General features: G+C 38.0%; 12 protein-coding genes. 3 read left to right on the top strand and 9 right to left on the bottom strand.

Features of this window, described 5'->3' with window-relative positions; all coding sequences use genetic code 11:
* Nucleotides 1-434 precede the first annotated feature (434 nt).
* The 5 genes from FFM71_RS07675 to FFM71_RS07655 all read right to left on the bottom strand — a co-directional run bounded on the left by FFM71_RS07675 (nt 435) and on the right by FFM71_RS07655 (nt 7,305).
* Nucleotides 435-1,385 carry an FAD:protein FMN transferase gene (locus FFM71_RS07675; protein WP_137611590.1) on the bottom strand — a complete coding sequence of 317 codons (951 nt, stop codon included), beginning with the start codon at nt 1,383-1,385 and terminating at the stop codon, nt 435-437.
* A gap of 45 nt (nt 1,386-1,430) precedes the next feature.
* Complete coding sequence (locus tag FFM71_RS07670; RefSeq protein WP_137611589.1) at nt 1,431-3,209, bottom strand: FAD-dependent oxidoreductase; 1,779 nt, start codon at nt 3,207-3,209, stop codon at nt 1,431-1,433.
* Between the two features lie 57 nt (nt 3,210-3,266).
* Nucleotides 3,267-4,766, bottom strand: coding sequence for a glycerol kinase GlpK (glpK, locus tag FFM71_RS07665; RefSeq protein WP_137611588.1), 1,500 nt, complete (start codon nt 4,764-4,766; stop codon nt 3,267-3,269).
* A 131-nt stretch (nt 4,767-4,897) separates the two neighbouring features.
* Nucleotides 4,898-5,833, bottom strand: coding sequence for a nitronate monooxygenase (locus FFM71_RS07660; RefSeq protein WP_137611587.1), 936 nt, complete (start codon nt 5,831-5,833; stop codon nt 4,898-4,900).
* Nucleotides 5,834-6,525: 692 nt separating this feature from the next.
* Complete coding sequence (locus FFM71_RS07655; RefSeq protein WP_137611586.1) at nt 6,526-7,305, bottom strand: alpha/beta fold hydrolase; 780 nt, start codon at nt 7,303-7,305, stop codon at nt 6,526-6,528.
* Nucleotides 7,306-7,702: 397 nt separating this feature from the next.
* Between FFM71_RS07655 and FFM71_RS07650 the strand changes: the two genes are divergently transcribed.
* A complete protein-coding gene (locus FFM71_RS07650; protein WP_137611585.1) occupies nt 7,703-8,617 on the top strand; it encodes a LysR family transcriptional regulator in 915 nt (304 codons plus the stop codon).
* A gap of 627 nt (nt 8,618-9,244) precedes the next feature.
* On the opposite strand, the gene FFM71_RS07645 is transcribed toward FFM71_RS07650, so the two are convergent.
* The gene (locus FFM71_RS07645) at nt 9,245-10,840 is read right to left on the bottom strand and encodes an acyl CoA:acetate/3-ketoacid CoA transferase (protein ID WP_137611584.1); all 1,596 of its coding nucleotides are present in this window, start codon (nt 10,838-10,840) and stop codon (nt 9,245-9,247) included.
* Between the two features lie 85 nt (nt 10,841-10,925).
* Nucleotides 10,926-12,137 carry an enoyl-ACP reductase FabV gene (gene fabV / locus FFM71_RS07640; RefSeq protein WP_137611583.1) on the bottom strand — a complete coding sequence of 404 codons (1,212 nt, stop codon included), beginning with the start codon at nt 12,135-12,137 and terminating at the stop codon, nt 10,926-10,928.
* A gap of 578 nt (nt 12,138-12,715) precedes the next feature.
* Here fabV and FFM71_RS07635 point away from each other — a divergent pair.
* Nucleotides 12,716-13,438 carry an MIP/aquaporin family protein gene (locus FFM71_RS07635; RefSeq protein ID WP_137611582.1) on the top strand — a complete coding sequence of 241 codons (723 nt, stop codon included), beginning with the start codon at nt 12,716-12,718 and terminating at the stop codon, nt 13,436-13,438.
* Nucleotides 13,439-14,080: 642 nt separating this feature from the next.
* On the opposite strand, the gene FFM71_RS07630 is transcribed toward FFM71_RS07635, so the two are convergent.
* Nucleotides 14,081-14,833, bottom strand: coding sequence for an MIP/aquaporin family protein (locus FFM71_RS07630; RefSeq protein WP_137611581.1), 753 nt, complete (start codon nt 14,831-14,833; stop codon nt 14,081-14,083).
* Nucleotides 14,834-15,220: 387 nt separating this feature from the next.
* Here FFM71_RS07630 and FFM71_RS07625 point away from each other — a divergent pair, with 387 nt between their 5' ends.
* A complete protein-coding gene (locus tag FFM71_RS07625) occupies nt 15,221-16,027 on the top strand; it encodes an enoyl-CoA hydratase-related protein (RefSeq protein WP_223876499.1) in 807 nt (268 codons plus the stop codon).
* Between the two features lie 507 nt (nt 16,028-16,534).
* On the opposite strand, the gene FFM71_RS07620 is transcribed toward FFM71_RS07625, so the two are convergent.
* Entirely contained in the window at nt 16,535-16,972 is a 438-nt protein-coding gene (locus FFM71_RS07620) for a MaoC family dehydratase (protein WP_137611580.1), read from the bottom strand.
* Between the last annotated feature and the right edge of the window lie 210 nt (nt 16,973-17,182).

Genomic DNA, 17,182 nt, shown 5'->3' with positions numbered 1-17,182 from the left:
CTAGTTTTTCTAATTAAATTCATAAATGTTTCAAATTCATCTAATAAATTCTAATTGCTTATATTCAAGATTAATTTGCGTTCAAAATTAATTTAAATATTCCCAAATTCAATTAAAGAGGCAAATTAAAGAACGAAAAGCGACTGAATTTATCTAAACAACTAGAATCATTTAAAAAAACCGAGCCTCCTGCTGGAAGAAATGTAGCCCGCAATGGAGGTGGCGTTATGGCTTTAGCCATTACACCACAGGGCGACTTTTGAGATTCGCGTACTTTGCGAAGCTTAAAATCGAGGTTCGAGACCGCGCCTTGGCTCGGACCGGTCCCTCATAGCGGGACTACATTCCTGCCAACCGGAGGTGGCATATTTCAATACAAAAACAAAAAAATCGATGAATTGCATTCCGTAGAATTACAATCTCATCGAATTTTTTTATTGAACTACTTTGAATACTGAATCCGTAACTTTGAATTTGTTCTTTAAGTTATCCGTTAAGCGAACTGTCATATCTTTATAAACAAATATCAAACCTATTTTCGGATCAGATAATAATTTTCTAGTTCCTTCATAATCGTTATAAAATCCTAAACTGGACCAAATTTCCCCGTCGATCGATTTAGGACTAACAACAGTAACTCCCAATAAATCGGTTTCTACTGGGTACCCCGTCAACGGATCCATAATGTGGTGGTAGCTGTGCCCATTTTTGTTCAAAAATCGTTCGTAAATTCCAGAGGTAACGATTGAATAATCTGGTATCTCTAAAATCCCAATTGGTTCATTTCTCGTATCAAAGGGAGACTGAACGCCAACTTTCCAAAGTCCATCATTATGAATGCTTCGACCTACCAGTAGAACATTTCCACCCAAGTTTATAATTCCTTGATCAACTCCTAGTTCATGCCATAATTTCTTAATAGCATCTGCAATATAGCCTTTCGCTATACCACCCAAATCTAATTCCATTCCTTCATCTAATAGGAAGACGGATCTCTCTTTATCATTCAACATGATACGTCTGGGATTGGTCAATCTTAATGTGTGAGAAATTTCTTGGTCGCTAGGAATCTCAGCATCGGAGAATCCTATATGCCACAATTTTACTAATGGCCCTATTGCTGCGTTAAACCCATGATTTTCTTGACTAACTTGTACGGCCCTTTTAACTATGTCATAACTGATTTCAGATACCGATACTGGACCTTTACCTGAAGCATGATTTATCGACATGATTTCTGATTCTGTGCGATTAACTGTTAAAAGATCCTCACAACATTGAACTAAATCATTGGCCTTATCAAGAGCTGGTACATGCTCTTTTTGAAACACTGTTAATTTGATTTCTGTACCTAATGCATGATAGGTATTAGTAAAATTTGTCATAATAAAACTCCCAATGACTAAGATTTTCTACTTGAAATGGTTTTACTAAGCTTTAACGGCAGCAGCTTTCTTCAAGTAATCCAATGAAGCTTCACTGATCAATTCATCAGTTGCTTTGGTATAAGATTGAATTTCGTCATCTGTCCAGTCATAGTAAGCGGCCATTTCACTAATAACGCCAGCTTCAATATTCTTAATCTCGTCGTGGTTGAATAATAAATTATTTGTACGACGGAATAGATAATCTTCTGGAGTCATAGCCATTTCATTTTCCATTGAATAACGCAAGCTCAAAGTTTCAGCTAAGCTCAAACCTGGTGCTAATTTAGTATCTTTTGCGCCATCAAGGATTTGTTCCATATTTGAACCAAAGATGTTAGCCATCTTTTCAGCACCGACAGGATCAATTCCTGCAGCAACTGCTTCTTTGGCATAACCCTTAAGTGCATCTTCAGCGTGATCTGAGTCAAAGTCCCCACCAGAAACTTTGATATTTGCTGAATCTACTGGTTTGTAGTCGCGTGCATATTGTGTATTCATAATTTCGATGATCATCTTCATAGCGCCGTCAGCCATCTTACGATAGTCAGTTAACTTACCACCAGCTAAGGTAATCAAGCCATCATCAGCGCGCTTCAATGAACTACCACGTGATACTTGTGAGGCAGTTAGTTTATGGCTACCAGAGTCACTGGCACCAGAAACTACATCTGGTTTTTCTTCTGCTTTTTTATCATCTACCGGAGCAGGTTCTTCGGCAACAAGAGGTCTTACACCAGCCCAACTTGATTCAACATCGTCAAGTGTAATGTGAGCTTCTGGATACTTCTTGTTAATGATTCTTAGCAAGTAGTCAACATCGCCTTGATCAACCTTAGGATGTGTTAAATCACCCTTAAAGTCAGTATCAGTTGTTCCAAAGTATGTCTTACCATCTCTTGGAATTGTGAAGATCATACGACCATCATTTGTACCTGAACCGAAGTATGTTGGCTTTGGAACGTTCAATCTTGATTGATCAACAACTAAGTGAACACCCTTGGTAGGACGCATTTGTGTCTTAGCTTGATCATGATTTTCATCCAAGTCTTTGACAAAGTCAGACCATGGACCTGAAGCATTAAGAACAATTTTGGCCTTGATGTCGAATTCTTCACCAGTAACCATATCTTTGACAGTCATCCCACATGCATTGCCAAATTGGTTATGAAGAACCTTAACAGCCTTCAAACGACTAACCATCAAACCGCCCAAATCATGAGCTTTCTTAATGTTTTCGATAACTAAACGTGAGTCATTGTTCAAGTAATCAAGATAGATCCCACCACCAGCTAAATTCTCTGGGTTCAATTGTGGTTCTAGCTCCAAAACTTGTTCTTTGTTCAAAGTATAGTTAGCATATTGTTTCAAATGTTCTGATTTGTTAATACCTGCCAAGTGATCATATAGATCCATGGCAACTTTAACTGAGAACATGGAGAATGTTGTATCTGGTTCGTCATAAATTGGTAGCAACATTGGATCTGGTCTTGTTACGTGCGGTGCGACATGTTGGATAATTGCACGTTCTTGAACCGTCTCAGAGACAACCTCAACATCAAAGTTCTTAAGGTATCTAATACCACCGTGAACTAGTCGTGTCGATCTCGATGAAGTCCCAGCTCCAAAGTCTTGCATATCGATCAAGGCTGTTCTCATGCCAGCAGCGCTAGCTTGTAGAGCAACACCTGCTCCGGTAATACCACCACCAACGATTAATAAATCAAGTCTTCTAGTTTTTAATTTCTTTATTTCTTCTGCTCTACTCTTAATTGAAAATGTCATAAGTTCGTCCCTCGTTACTACGCAATAGACAACCAATTTGATTATCTTGACTGCATTCTAATTTTTAAAGCTTTGTGCTGATTTAATGGCTCTTTGCCAACCTGTATATAGATGCTCACGTTCTTCAGCACCCATTGCTGGTTTGAAAATCTTACCTGCTGAATGAATATTCTTTAATTCATCAACGTTATTCCAATAGCCTACGGCCAATCCAGCAAGGAAGGCTGCACCAAGTGCTGTTGTTTCCAAGTTAGCTGAACGATCGATTTCAGTATCGAGAATATCTGCTTGGAATTGCATCAAATAATCATTATTTGCTGCGCCACCATCAACTTTTAATTTAGCAATATCGATACCAGAATCAATCTTCATTGTATCGATAACATCACGACTTTGATAGGCTAAGGATTGAAGTGTTGCCTTGATGAAGTCTTCTCTCGTTGTTCCACGAGTTAAGCCAAAGACTGCACCACGGACGTCTGAATCCCAATATGGAGCTCCTAAACCGGTAAAGGCTGGTACAACATAAACTTCATTTTCGTTATCGGATTTTTCAGCTGCTTCTTGAGATTCTGAAGCGTGTTCGAATAAACGCATTCCATCTCGTAACCATTGAATAGCTGAACCTGCAACATAAATACTTCCTTCAAGGGCGTAATTCATCTTGCCATTGACACAGTAGCCGATCGTTGTTAATAAGTTGTTAGCTGATAATTTTGGAGTATCACCGGTATTCATAACAACGAAAGCACCTGTACCATATGTGTTCTTAACCATTCCTGGTTCGAAAGCTAATTGTCCGAATAATGAAGCTTGTTGATCTCCGGCCATACCAGAGATTGGAACTTCACTACCATAGAAGTGATAGTTTGCTGTGTGTCCATAAATTTCTGAATTTGATTTGACTTCAGGTAACATAACCTTTGGAATGTTTAACATCTTCAAAATGTCATCATCCCAGTCTAAATCATGAATGTTAAATAACATTGTACGACTAGCATTTGAGTAATCCGTTACATGTTGTTTCCCACCAGTGAGTTTCCAAACCAACCATGTATCGATTGTTCCGAATAATAATTCACCTTTTTCAGCTCTTTCTTGAGCTCCAGGTACTTGATCCAAGATCCAACGAATTTTTGTAGCTGAGAAGTAAGCATCAATAACCAAGCCAGTCTTCTCATGAATTTGATCTTTATAACCTTTTTCAATCAACTGATCAGCAATTTTAGAACTTTGACGTGATTGCCATACAACAGCGTTGTAAATTGGTAAGCCAGTCTCTTTGTCCCAGATAATTGATGTTTCACGTTGATTAGTAATACCGATACCGCTTATTTGACTAGGTTTAACACCTGATTCAATAAAAGCATCAGCTATAGTTGAAAGAACGCAATTCCAAATTTCATTAGCATCATGTTCAACCCAACCTGGTTCAGGAAAATATTGTGTGAATTCCTTTTGAGAATCGATCACTTTTTTTCCTTCATGATCAAAAATTACTGCTCTAGTACTTGTCGTACCCTCATCGATTGATAGAATATATTTTTTTTCTGTCATTTTAACCTCTCCATATATGGATTTACGAAAGAGGTGTGACTAGCTTAGTAGTCCCACGATTGCCACCATCCCTGGCGACAAATACTAAGTTAATTTTTATTAACTCCTAACATAAACCTATGTTGGTATCCCTATACCAATTCAATTTTTTTGTTAAGAACTTCTTGTGCTTCGTCCATTAACTTCTTAACGATTTCTCCAGCTGGTAATGATTCTTTGATTAGACCTGAAACTTGACCACTAAATACTAGTCCATCATCAACATCATCTTTTTGAACGGCATTTCTTAATCCTTCGTTCATAACTGAGTTGAATTCGTCACGTGATACTTGATCTAATTCAAGTTCTGTTAACTTGTTAGCAATGTTGTTCTTGATAATACGTGATGCATCTTTGATTGTTGCACCAGCAACGACTGTTGAAGTATCAGTAGCGTCGATAACTAACTTTCTCCAGTTATCTCCAACAGGACTTTCCTTAGCGATTGAGAAGATTGTTCCACATTGAACAGCTTGTGCACCAGCAACAAAGGCATTTACAACACCACGTCCGTCACCAACACCACCAGCAGCGATTAGAGGAATTGAAACAGCATCAGCAATTTGTGGCCATAGAGTTTGTGATGTTAGAACACCAATGTGTCCTCCACCTTCCATACCTTCGGCAATAACGGCATCGGCACCCATTTCTTCCATCTTCTTAGCAATCTTAACGTTAGGAATAACAGGACAAACTTTAATACCAGCGGCCTTCAAATCTTTCATGTAAGGTTTAGGTGTACCAGCACCAGTTGTAACTACTTTAACGCCTTCATCGATAACAACTTTGACAACGTCTGGTGTGTTAGGATCCATCAACATCAAGTTAACAGCAAATGTGTTCTTTGTTAGTTTCTTAGCTTTTTGAATTTCTTCTCTTACTTGGTCAGCTGTCTTACCACCAGCAGCGATAATTCCAAGTCCACCACCATTTGATACGGCGGCGGCTAATTCAGCAGTAGCAACTTCTTGCATAGCTCCTTGAACAACTGGGTACTTGATTCCTAAAAGTTCACATACTTTATTCATAATTAAATCCTCCAATAGAAAGTTAAGTGTGAAAAACAAATCCATAAATGTAATTCATAGGTTAAAAATCAATTTTCATTTACCTAGGCTAATTAGTGAAAATCGATCTTGATTTGCAATAAATTTATTTTTGCAATCGTTTACTTATGAAAAACATTTCTTTATCTCTCGAGCGCTCCTACAATTTATATTACAATCGTTATTTAAAATTGCAAATAGCGTTCAATTTTTTACTAATTATTAAATAATCAAAAATGCCGTTTTATCAGCTTTTAGCAAAAAGATGTTTTGTAAGCGTTTTCTATTTTTGAAGCCATTTTTCGCTTAAAAAAGTCTTATAATCCCTGTTATATCAGCGTTTGATAAGCATATAACCTACTTTTATGGCTATTATGATAAACAGTAAAGACTTTTTTCGATAATTACTTATTGATTATTGTTTTGGTTAGTTTACCGCACTTTTATTAAAAATAATTAGCAATTATTGACTATATAACCATAACTTCAAGTTATTGACCTTATGCAGACTGCTTATTACCCCTAAAAAGTGCTAAAATAGTCGGTTTCACTTTTTAGCTATGGTATTCAAAATATAATATGGAAAATTATCAAATAACGGTTCTCACATTTCTTATAAAAAAACGTATAATTTAGATATAGTAGTTTGAACATATTTATAACATTTTCATTGATCATGATTGCAAGAAATCCATCATGATAGTATTGAATAATTCCTGCTGTTCGGACATAATAATATGTCCAGAATCAGGTACAATGATGGCCTTGCCGTTTTCACATAAATTGGCAGAGGCCGTCGCATGCTCGGAAGACCAAAATGGACTTTCTTTTCCCGATAGAAAGAGAACGGGAACTTTCAAAGTTTTAATAACATCTCGCCAATCCTGAAAGGCATGGTCAAACAGCAAAGGTCGGTTCAGTTCATAATCGAATTTCTTACCACCCTGAACAGTTTTGACCAATTTATATGTCTCATCATCGATATTGCGATAGGTCGTGTGAACGTGATACATCTGTTCCGCTTCCTCGGGGAAATTGTCCCAGTTCAAATCCAAGAGACCGTATGGCCACGTTTTATCAGAAATCATCTTGGGTGATTGATCAACACTGATTATTTTATTAATTCGATCATCCCCATATAAGGAACAATATGCCCAGATAGTTGCTGCACCCATTGAATTACCCATCATACTGATCTTATTTATTTTCAAATAATCTAATAACTCAGCAACATCTTTTCCTTGGCGACTCATTCGTAATCCTTTGGTTGTAGTTTCTGAACGACCGTGATTTCTCCTATCTAAATTAATGACGCGATAATGTTGGCTCAGAAGTTCAACCTGTGAACGCCAAATCTCCTTATAGCCAGCGTAACCCGTCATAATTAAAATAGGTTCTCCTTGACCGACGTCATCGTATTCCAGTCTTACATCATCACTTGTAATAAATTGCATATTAGTAACCTCAATACTTTCTTATAGTTTTAGATTTCCGTCTCCGGTTGATGTTCTTTTATATTCAAATTCAGTCCAAATACACTGAAAGACAGTTGATTTAATGTGAAGTGCTGGTTAGTATTTTAATTTTTCCATCATTTTCATTCAGTAAATTTATAAGTATAATAGAAACAATTAATCATAAGAACTCAGAAATATTAGTTGGCGGTTGCACTGACAGTGCATATTTCCCAGTTCTGAAAACAGCACAACTAATCTTCAATTTATGATTGATTTAAATATGTGTATGTGGCCTCTACTATAAATTTTCATTATATTACTGCAGCATTCGTTGTAAGCGGTTACACGTCTAGACCACTTGCTACCGTTACCTTTTGAAAGGGGAAAATAAATTATGGATATTCATCAAATTCAATATTTAATAACCATCGTCGACAATGATTTTAATCTCACTAAGAGTTCACGGGTCCTCAATGTCTCGCAACCTGCATTGAGTAAACTTATCAGTGAATTGGAAAATGTTGAACAGATTCAAATTTTTACTCGTGGCAAAGGTAGAATTACTGGACTAACTCCAACTGGCGAGGACCTTATTTCACACGGCCGTACTATCAGTCAAGATTACGATGATTTGATCAAAAGTATCCACGACCGAGCCGATGATAAGACCGGAACCGTCAAAGTCGGAATCGCACCAGTCATTATTTCCACCGTATTCAATCGAGCGATTCCCAAATTCATTCAAGAAAATCCTAAAATCGACCTACAAATCGTCGAAAAAGGTGCCTATGAGCTGCAAAAGAAGTTAATTTTGCAAGAAATCGATCTGGCAGTGCTAGTTTCACCGGCTACCTACCCTTCAGTTCAAGAAAAGAAGATCTACGATGACTCTGTGGCCGTCTGGTTCAACAAAAATCATCGCTTCCACAATTTCAAAGGACCAATTCCCTTCAAAGAAGTGGCCAAGGAAAAAATCGTCACTCTCGATGACAGTTTCATGGTTACCTATCAAATAAATCAGAAGTTCATTCGAAACGATTTGCGCCCTAACTACTTCTTCAAAACAAGTTCTTGGGATTTGATCCTAAACATCTGTTCCGAAATGGACGATGCCGTCGGAATCATCGCTTCCCCAATTGGTGGAAATTATTCTGGAACTAACATCGAACATCGTGACATCGATCCAAACTTCCCATGGACAATCAGCATGTGCAGCATAAAAGACATCTATCAAAACGCCGTTGTTAAATACACTGAAGATTGGTTCATAAATTATTTCAAGGAACATCAAGATCATATCAATGATTAATTCTGTCATGCCGTCTCCAGAGCTGAGAAATATTCACTGGCTGTGCGGACCGGTCCGAGCCAAAGTGCGGTCTCGAACCTCGGTTTGAAGCCTTGCCACAGTTCGGCAAGGCTCCAAACGCGCCCGGTGGCGTAATGGCTAAAGCCATAACGCCACTTCCACTGCCCACAAATATTTCTCAGCTCTTCCGACTAGTTCTTTAGTTGGAATTGCGTCTTTGTAAATAATTTGTAAATTTCACTTTTCTACTTTCGAAATTAGAAGAATCATTAAATCCAGATTAATTTAAAAATCACCAATTCTAGATGTTAATTAACATAACATTTTAACTAATAACCCAGCCGGAGGGGGACAGTGATGGAATCAGCAGTGCAAGTGGTGTTAGGGCTTTAGCCCTTACTCCACTGACGTATTTTGAGATTCGCGTACCTTGCGAATCTCAAAATCGAGGTGTGAGACCTTGGCTCGCGCCGGTCACACTGTAGATTACCATCACTGTCCCCCTCCGGCGGACTTCAAGAAACATAAAAATGTCTAACTCACTCAAGTGAATTAGACATTTTTTATTCTGGCAGAAAACTAATTTGATCAGTTTGCTTCTATATTATTATATTTTAAGCCAGGACATTAAACAGTCAATGCTACTTTTTCACCTGGTTGGTTAGTGACATTGCCCATCAATGGTTCTTCAAAGATACGAGGATCCATATAGCGTAAATCATTGCTGATTTGTGGCTTGAAGTCCATGTGATCAAGAATATCCTTTTGAAGATTCATACCTGGTGCAATTTCAATCAACTCAATACCACCATCAACCAATTGGAAGACGGCACGTTCTGTAATGTAGTAAATATTTTGCTTGTTGTCGTGTGAAACTGGACCAGAGAATGTGATCTGTTCTACGTTATTAACAAGTTTATTAAATTTACCTTCTTGAAGAATATTGAGTTTACCATCTTTGACTTCTTCTTTAAGTCCACCGGCAGTAAATGTACCAGTAAAGACAACTGTTGGTGTGTTTTGTGTAATATTAACGAAACCACCAGTACCAGCAATCTTAGGGCCAAACTTAGAAACGTTGATATTACCAAGTTTATCCAATTCGGCAAGGCCTAAGAATGTGATGTCAATACCACCACCATCGTAGAAGTCAAACATATATGGTTGATCAATTGTTGATTCAGGTGAAATGGCACAACCGAAGTCACCACCACCCATAGGAACACCACCAAATGTTCCGGGTTCAACAGTTGTCGTAACGTTTTCAGCAGCTCCTTCTTCTTTTAAGATCAAAGAAACTGTTTCTGGATATTTACCGATACCATAGTTAACAATGTTGTCATTTTCGTTCTTATACATGGCAGCACGTCTGGCAATAACTTTCTTAGCATCAAGTGGCACGTTAATTGCACCAGCTGCTTTAACAACGGCTTGGTTAACATAATCCGGATTGAATTGTGTAGCAGTACTTTGTCTTGTCATCAATTCATCATTTGTTTCAACAACGTAATCGACCAATAGTCCAGGGATTCTGATATCCTTAGGTTTCATTGAACCCTTCTTCAAAATTCTCTTTACTTGAACAAAGACTTTACCACCGTTATTGTGAGCAGCCATAGCGATTGATGTTGATTCAAGAGTCAATGGTTCGTCATCAAAAGTGATATTACCATCTTCATCAGCATATGTTCCACGTAAAATAGCAACGTTTGGCTTTGGAACATCATATGCTAAGTAATCTTCACCTTTAATCTTCATCTTTGAAACTAAATCAGTCTTTTTAGCTGCATCGTTTAGCTTGCCACCTTCGATGTCTGGATCGACGAATGTTCCAAGGCCAACTCGACTAATTTGAATAGGCTTATGAGCGGCAGAATCACGGAAAATTTGTGACATAACACCTTGAGGGAAATTATATGCCTCAAAGTCATTGTTTGCGACTAAAGGTTCTAGTTGTGGAGCTAGTGCCCAATGTCCCCCAACTAATCTCTTCAACAAACCTTTAGCAGCAAAGTTATTAGTTCCTTTATCCTTACCATCACCAATACCTGATGCATGCCATACTTCTAGATCCTTAGGATGACCCTCTTTATCAAATCTCTTACGAATATTTTCTAGGATCTCTTCAGCAACATCTGAGCCTAAGAAACCTTCCAAAGCAATAGTTGCATTATCAGGAATAAGCTCTGCAGCCTTTTCACTGTTAATAAATTGTACAGTCATTAAAAACACCCCATCCTTTTCTAACTCATCGATCACAACTACCTACTGCTTTGAAAGTTATAGGTAAGATGCTATTCGAAAAATATTATGGTCTCAATTTCATTAATTTATCTAAATCTACAGTATCATTGTCAGCACCTGGTACTTCAAAACCGTTTAGTTGCATGAATTCTCTTCTAAATTCATCGTAACCAGTTAAGGAACTGTTAAAGTTATCTGGTGTAATCTTCTTCATTAATTCAGAAACTTTAGCTTGGATATCCTCACGTTGCTCCCAAGCATCCGGACGTAAGCGGCCTCTATCATCAGTCTCACGGCGATTTCCGTAAACCATGTCACGGAATAGACGATCTTTATGCATGATTGGTGTCTCGTGTGTTCCCGTTTCTTCTTCAATCTTATAAAGTGCGATACAATACATTGGAAAAATAGGAATAACAACGGATGCCTTAGTAGTAACGGCACGAGATACGGAAATTAGAGCTTCACCGTCAATGTCTTTGATTTTGTCTTGAATCTTGTGAGATGATGCTTCAGCTGCGTCTTTTGCAGCTCCTAGAGTACCTTCATGATAAAAATCATATGTACTCTTTGGTCCAATATATGAATAAAGAATTGTCTTGAATCCATCAGCCAAAACTCCAGCAGCCTTTAATTCATCAACCCAGATCTCCCAGTCTTCACCGCCCATGACGTGTTTCGTAGCTTCTACTTCATCGTCACTAGCAGGTTCAACTGTTTGTTCAAATAATTTATTTTCTTCTAGATTGATATTTTCACCGGTAACTGATTTACCAACGGTTTTAATCACTGAACGCCACGTTTCATCGGCATTGTCGGGATTTGTCCGTTTTGGAGCAGCCACAGAATATACTAAGAGATCAATCTTTCCCCCAAAGCTATCCTTAATATATTGAATAACTTGATCCTTCATATCTTGTGCAAAAGCATCGCCAATAAAGTTTTTACCGATCAAGCCTGCTTTTTCTGCTTCTTGACGGAAGTATATGTTGTTATACCAACCGGCAGTTCCGAGCATATTTTCATCACGAGGTGGTCGTTCAAAGGAAACTCCGATTGTGTCAGCTCCCTGACCAAAAGCTGTTGTAATTCGACTAGCAAGTCCATAACTAGATGACCCTCCAATAATCAAAGCCTTCTTAGCACCTTCATACTTACCTTTTCCTTGTACATAGGAGATTTGATTAAGAATTTCTTGACGGCATCCTTCAGGATTAACTGATCGAGCAACGTTTCCCTTGAGCTTTTCAGTAATTTTTACCATTGTGTCTGACATATTCAACTCCACCTTTATCAATAAATTAATAGAATGAATGAAGTCAATTATTATCTTTTAACATTTGATTGAAAGTACTCGCTGGCGTTTTGAGTTTTCAAATGTTTTTTGATAACTTAAAATGATTTCCCTCATTTGGTTGAAAACCTCGATAGCCACATCACATTGTGATATCAATAACTATCTTCACTTGCTAATGTAAGCCTTTACAATTACTCAAACCAATATTACTTGATTATCAGCGATATAACATTCGGTTATAATCTTGTCATATCAACGGTAAGCGCTGTTATCACTAAAAATAGACAACAAGATATTGCATGTTACAATATCTTGCTATTACTTAGTAAAAAATCGAATCATTTTTTGAATGTTTATCAGATAATATTCAGATTTTAAAAATAAAAGACCGTCTTTTCTCCTATATAACGACAAATTCCAATAACCTATAAAATCTTGTCATACTCTCCATAATAAATTCTCAATAGTTTCACAATAGAATTACATAGTAATCCCTTTATTAGCAATGTATAATTCAAATGTAAGCGTAATCATTGTGAAATTGGAGGAGATTTATTATGACGAATGATAGCTTAACGCTACAGTTACTTGGGGAATTTATTGGGACAATGGTTTTAATCATTCTTGGTGATGGTGTTGTAGCGGCCGTATCACTAAAGAAATCGAAAGCTGAAGGATCCGGTTGGATTGCCATAGCACTTGGATGGGGATTGGCAGTTACACTCGGTGTTTATTGTTCAGCATTCTTAAGTCCCGCACACTTGAATCCTGCAGTTACCTTGGGAATGGCAATCGCCGGATTGTTCAAATGGTCATACGTAATACCATATATGATTGCTCAAACATTAGGTGGTTTAGTTGGTGCCGTAATCGTTTGGATTAACTACTATCCACACTGGAAGGAAACCGATGATCCAGCAGCAATTCTTGGGACATTCGCTACTGGACCTGCAATTCGTGATTATCCAATGAACTTCCTTAGTGAATTTATTGGTACTTTAGTTCTTGTTTTCGCACTTTTAGCATTTACACGTGGAAAGTTCACAGATGGTTTAAATCCAATGGTAGTCGGAGTTTTGATCACATCAATCGGATTCTCACTAGGTGGGACGACCGGTTATGCCATCAACCCAGCCAGAGATTTGGGACCACGTATCGCCCACCAAATTTTGCCAATTGCTAATAAAGGCAAGTCAGATTGGGCCTACAGTTGGGTTCCTATCCTTGGACCTCTAGCCGGTGGTGCAGTTGCTGCCTGGTTGTATATGTTGATTCCTTAGATTTTGATTTTTAAAGTCGGGCCTGTAAAGGTTCGGCTTTTTTGTTTTGGGTTTGCCGCCTGTGGGTGCAAGAATTTTCACCTGATGTGGGACCGGTTCGAGCCTGAGGTGCGGTCTCGAACCTCGCTTTTGAGCCGAAGACCACGTCTCAAAAGACGTCCTGTGATATAAGGACTTACGTCCTTACATCACACTTCACTACAGGTGAAATTCTTGCACCCACAGGCTAGGTTATTTTTTGTACTTGATTGTTATTAGATATGGCTGAGTCTCTTAATACAGAGGGGTTTCTTGATAATGAATCCTCGATATATTGCATATCTGTTAATAAATCAGACTAATAAATGGGGCAAAGGTTGTCAGTCATATAGTACGCGCAATGAATCAGGTTTTAAGACACCTGTCTACGAAAAATCCACGTGTAACTCTGACTCCTTATCTCTGACTGATCCAGTTCATGACTTATAGACTAACTATCAGAGTAGATATATTTCAACACAACAAAAAGGGGCACAAGTGATGGAGACTGCTGTAGATTAAAAATCCACGGCAGGTTCCATTACTTGTGCCCTCAGGCGATTCTATTGGTTAAAACACGTTCGATCTGTTAAATATCTAGTCGGGAGACGACATCATTACATGTTATAGTCCGAAGAAACCTTTAAAAATAAAGATTCCGACAACTGCTCCGACAATTGGAGCAACTACTGGTACCCAACTATAGTTCCAATTTGATGACCCTTTATTTGGTACTGGCATGAATGCATGCACTAGTCTTGGTCCCAAATCACGAGCTGGATTCAAAGCTGGTCCAGTTGGTCCTCCGACTGACATAACTAACGTTGTAATAACTAAACCTACACCGATATTAGCAATATCAATACTTTGTTTGAAGAACATTCCACGATATAATCCCATAGCTGCGAAAACTAGGATTGCTGTACCAATTGCTTCAGTCCAGAAACCGTTCATTGTACTGCCGGCTGTATCACCAGTTGAGAAGGTTGCGAAGATTGCCCCTTCGTCTTTAGTACGTTTGTAGTAAGGCCAATAAATTACTAAGACTAGTAATTGACCTACCATAGCACCTAAAAATTGAAAAATAATATATGGTGCAACTTTGTCCCAAGGAAAGATCCCGGCGGCTGCCTGTGCAATTGTAATTGCTGGATTCAAATGGTTACCAGAGATTGATCCAAACATCATTGCTGGAATCATAACACCTAAACCATATCCGACTGCGATAAAGATCCAACCACCATTGGCTTGGCCGTTTTCCCCATTACCGGTCGTGTCTTTAAGAAATGAGTTAGCAACTGCACCATTTCCGAATAATACCAAAATCATCGTTCCAAAAAACTCTGCTGCGAAGCGTGCGTCCCAAGTTCCGCTCATTGTTAAATACCCCCAAAATAGTTTTACCAAGTCAAAATATAGATCAATACTTTAAGATTTAAATGAATTACGACCTCGTAATCAACTTAGCAAACTGAACTATAACGGAGAAATTTAGCTACGTAAATATTGATATTTATTCATGCTTTTAATAACTATATGTTATAGGCCTCGATTTTCGCCCGTATGATAGCGTTTACATTATCCTATAAAGACGTTTTTTCACAAAGTTTGGGGGTCTAAAAAAATTTTCAAAAATTGAAAAGGCTATGTTCTCGGCATTCATAATTGTCCGATTTCACACATAAATTTGCATTTTAAAAATTTATCTTTAGTATTGGTCTCGAAAGTACTTGCTGGTAACAACTTTGAAGGGAAGTTACTAACATGACAGAATTAACAGGTATGAAAGATTTCGAAAACGTATTACTAGAGGCTAACGATGGAATTGCTACATTAACAATCAACCGTCCAAAATCACTAAACGCTTTGAACTCAGCTACATTAGCAGAAATTGGTGAAGCACTCGATGTTGTTAAGAATAATGAAGATGCTATTAAAGTATTGATCGTTACAGGTTCTGGCGAAAAGGCATTCGTTGCTGGCGCAGATATTTCTCAAATGAGAGACATGAATCCTATTGAAGCCGCTGAACTTTCAAAACTAGCACACAATTCATTTGGCAAGATCGAAAACTTGAAACAATTTACAATTGCTGCCGTTAATGGTTTCTGTTTAGGTGGCGGTCTTGAATTAGCTTCATCATGTGATATGCGTATTGTTTCAGAAAAAGCTAAGTTCGGACAACCAGAAGTTACTCTTGGTATAGTTCCTGGATTTGGTGGTACACAACGTCTAACACGTCTTGTTGGCCGTGGCAAAGCTAAAGAAATGATTGCTACTGGTACAATGATCAAGGCTGATGAAGCTTATCGTGTTGGTATCGCTGATGAAGTTGCTGCTCCTGAAGAATTGATGGACAAAGCAACTGCTATTGCACAAACAATCATGAAGAATGGTTTGATTGCTGTTGGTATGGCTAAATACGTTATCGACCGTGCCGCTGATTTACCATTGGATACAGCTATCGACTTCGAAACACAAATGTGGGCACAAACATTTGCTACAGAAGATCAAACTGAAGGTATGAGCGCATTCCTTGAGAAACGCCACGCTAAATTCACTGGTAAATAAACTCTACACCATATAATTATCGCTGAAGAACAGTCCTATAATAGGGCTGTTTTTTTGTTTTTGGTCTCTTGCCGCCTCATTGTGCAAGAAATTCACCTGCTGTGGGACCGGTTCGAGCCATGGTGCGGTCTCGAACCTCGCTTTTGAGCTTCGCAAGGACCGCGAATCTCAAAAGACGTCCTGTTAAATAAGGACTTACGCCCTTATTTAACATTTCACTGCTGGTGAATTTCTTGCACAATGAGGCTCGTTTATTTTTGACTATTCGATATTGGGTTTAAAATAAACTGACTTAACATAGGAAGTAATTGGAATACTAAAATAGCGTTAGTAATCTTTTTTTTGATTACTAGCGCTGTTTTATATGTATATATGCAGTGGATTCAAAACGAGTTCCGACTGGGCAACTCCTTCCGCTTTGCGTAGCTTCACGAATCATCCGCAAAGTACGCGGATAATTCGTGAAGCTACGCAAATGCTCGGAAATTCCCGGGTCTGCTCCACTCTCTATTCTTTCTTTGCTGGCATTATCTGTGCTTCACCTTCAGTAACTTTGTCACCATTCTGATTAGTTACAATAGTTGATAATGTTACGATTTGGAAATGTGCTTTTTGATCGACTTTCTCAACTTTAACTGTTGCTACTAATACATCCCCAAAGTAAACTGGCTTATCGAATCGCAATGTTTGATTTAAATAAATGGCTCCTGGTCCAGGCATTTTAGTACCTAAACAGGCTGAAATCATACCGGCGGATAACATTCCGTGGGCAATACGTTTATGGAACTGAGTTTTTTCGGCAAATTCTTGATCCATATGCATTGGATTATAATCGCCTGTAACTTTAGCAAAGGTATCAACGTCTTCCTCAGTAATACGTTTGGAAACTGAACCGCTCATGCCCACTTTTAATTCGCCTTCATAAAGTATCTTATATTCTTTCATCAAAAAGCCTCCTATAAATCTATGTGCTTAAGTTCACATATAGCGTAGCTTGTAATCGCTTACATATAAAATACTTTTTATTTATAGACTATATAACTAAATGAAATGCATATACTTTTCAGAAATAAATTCAGCATATTTATGTAAATTTACATTAGTCAATCGTTATTATTTGATATAATTCCTTCGAATTTATTCAATATTTTAAGT

Origin of the sequence: Companilactobacillus huachuanensis (assembly GCF_005404815.1) — a bacterium.
Classification (GTDB): Bacteria; Bacillota; Bacilli; order Lactobacillales; family Lactobacillaceae; genus Companilactobacillus; species Companilactobacillus huachuanensis.
The sequence above is the reverse complement of the archived record's forward strand: the minus strand, read 5'-3'. Positions and strand labels throughout refer to the sequence as shown.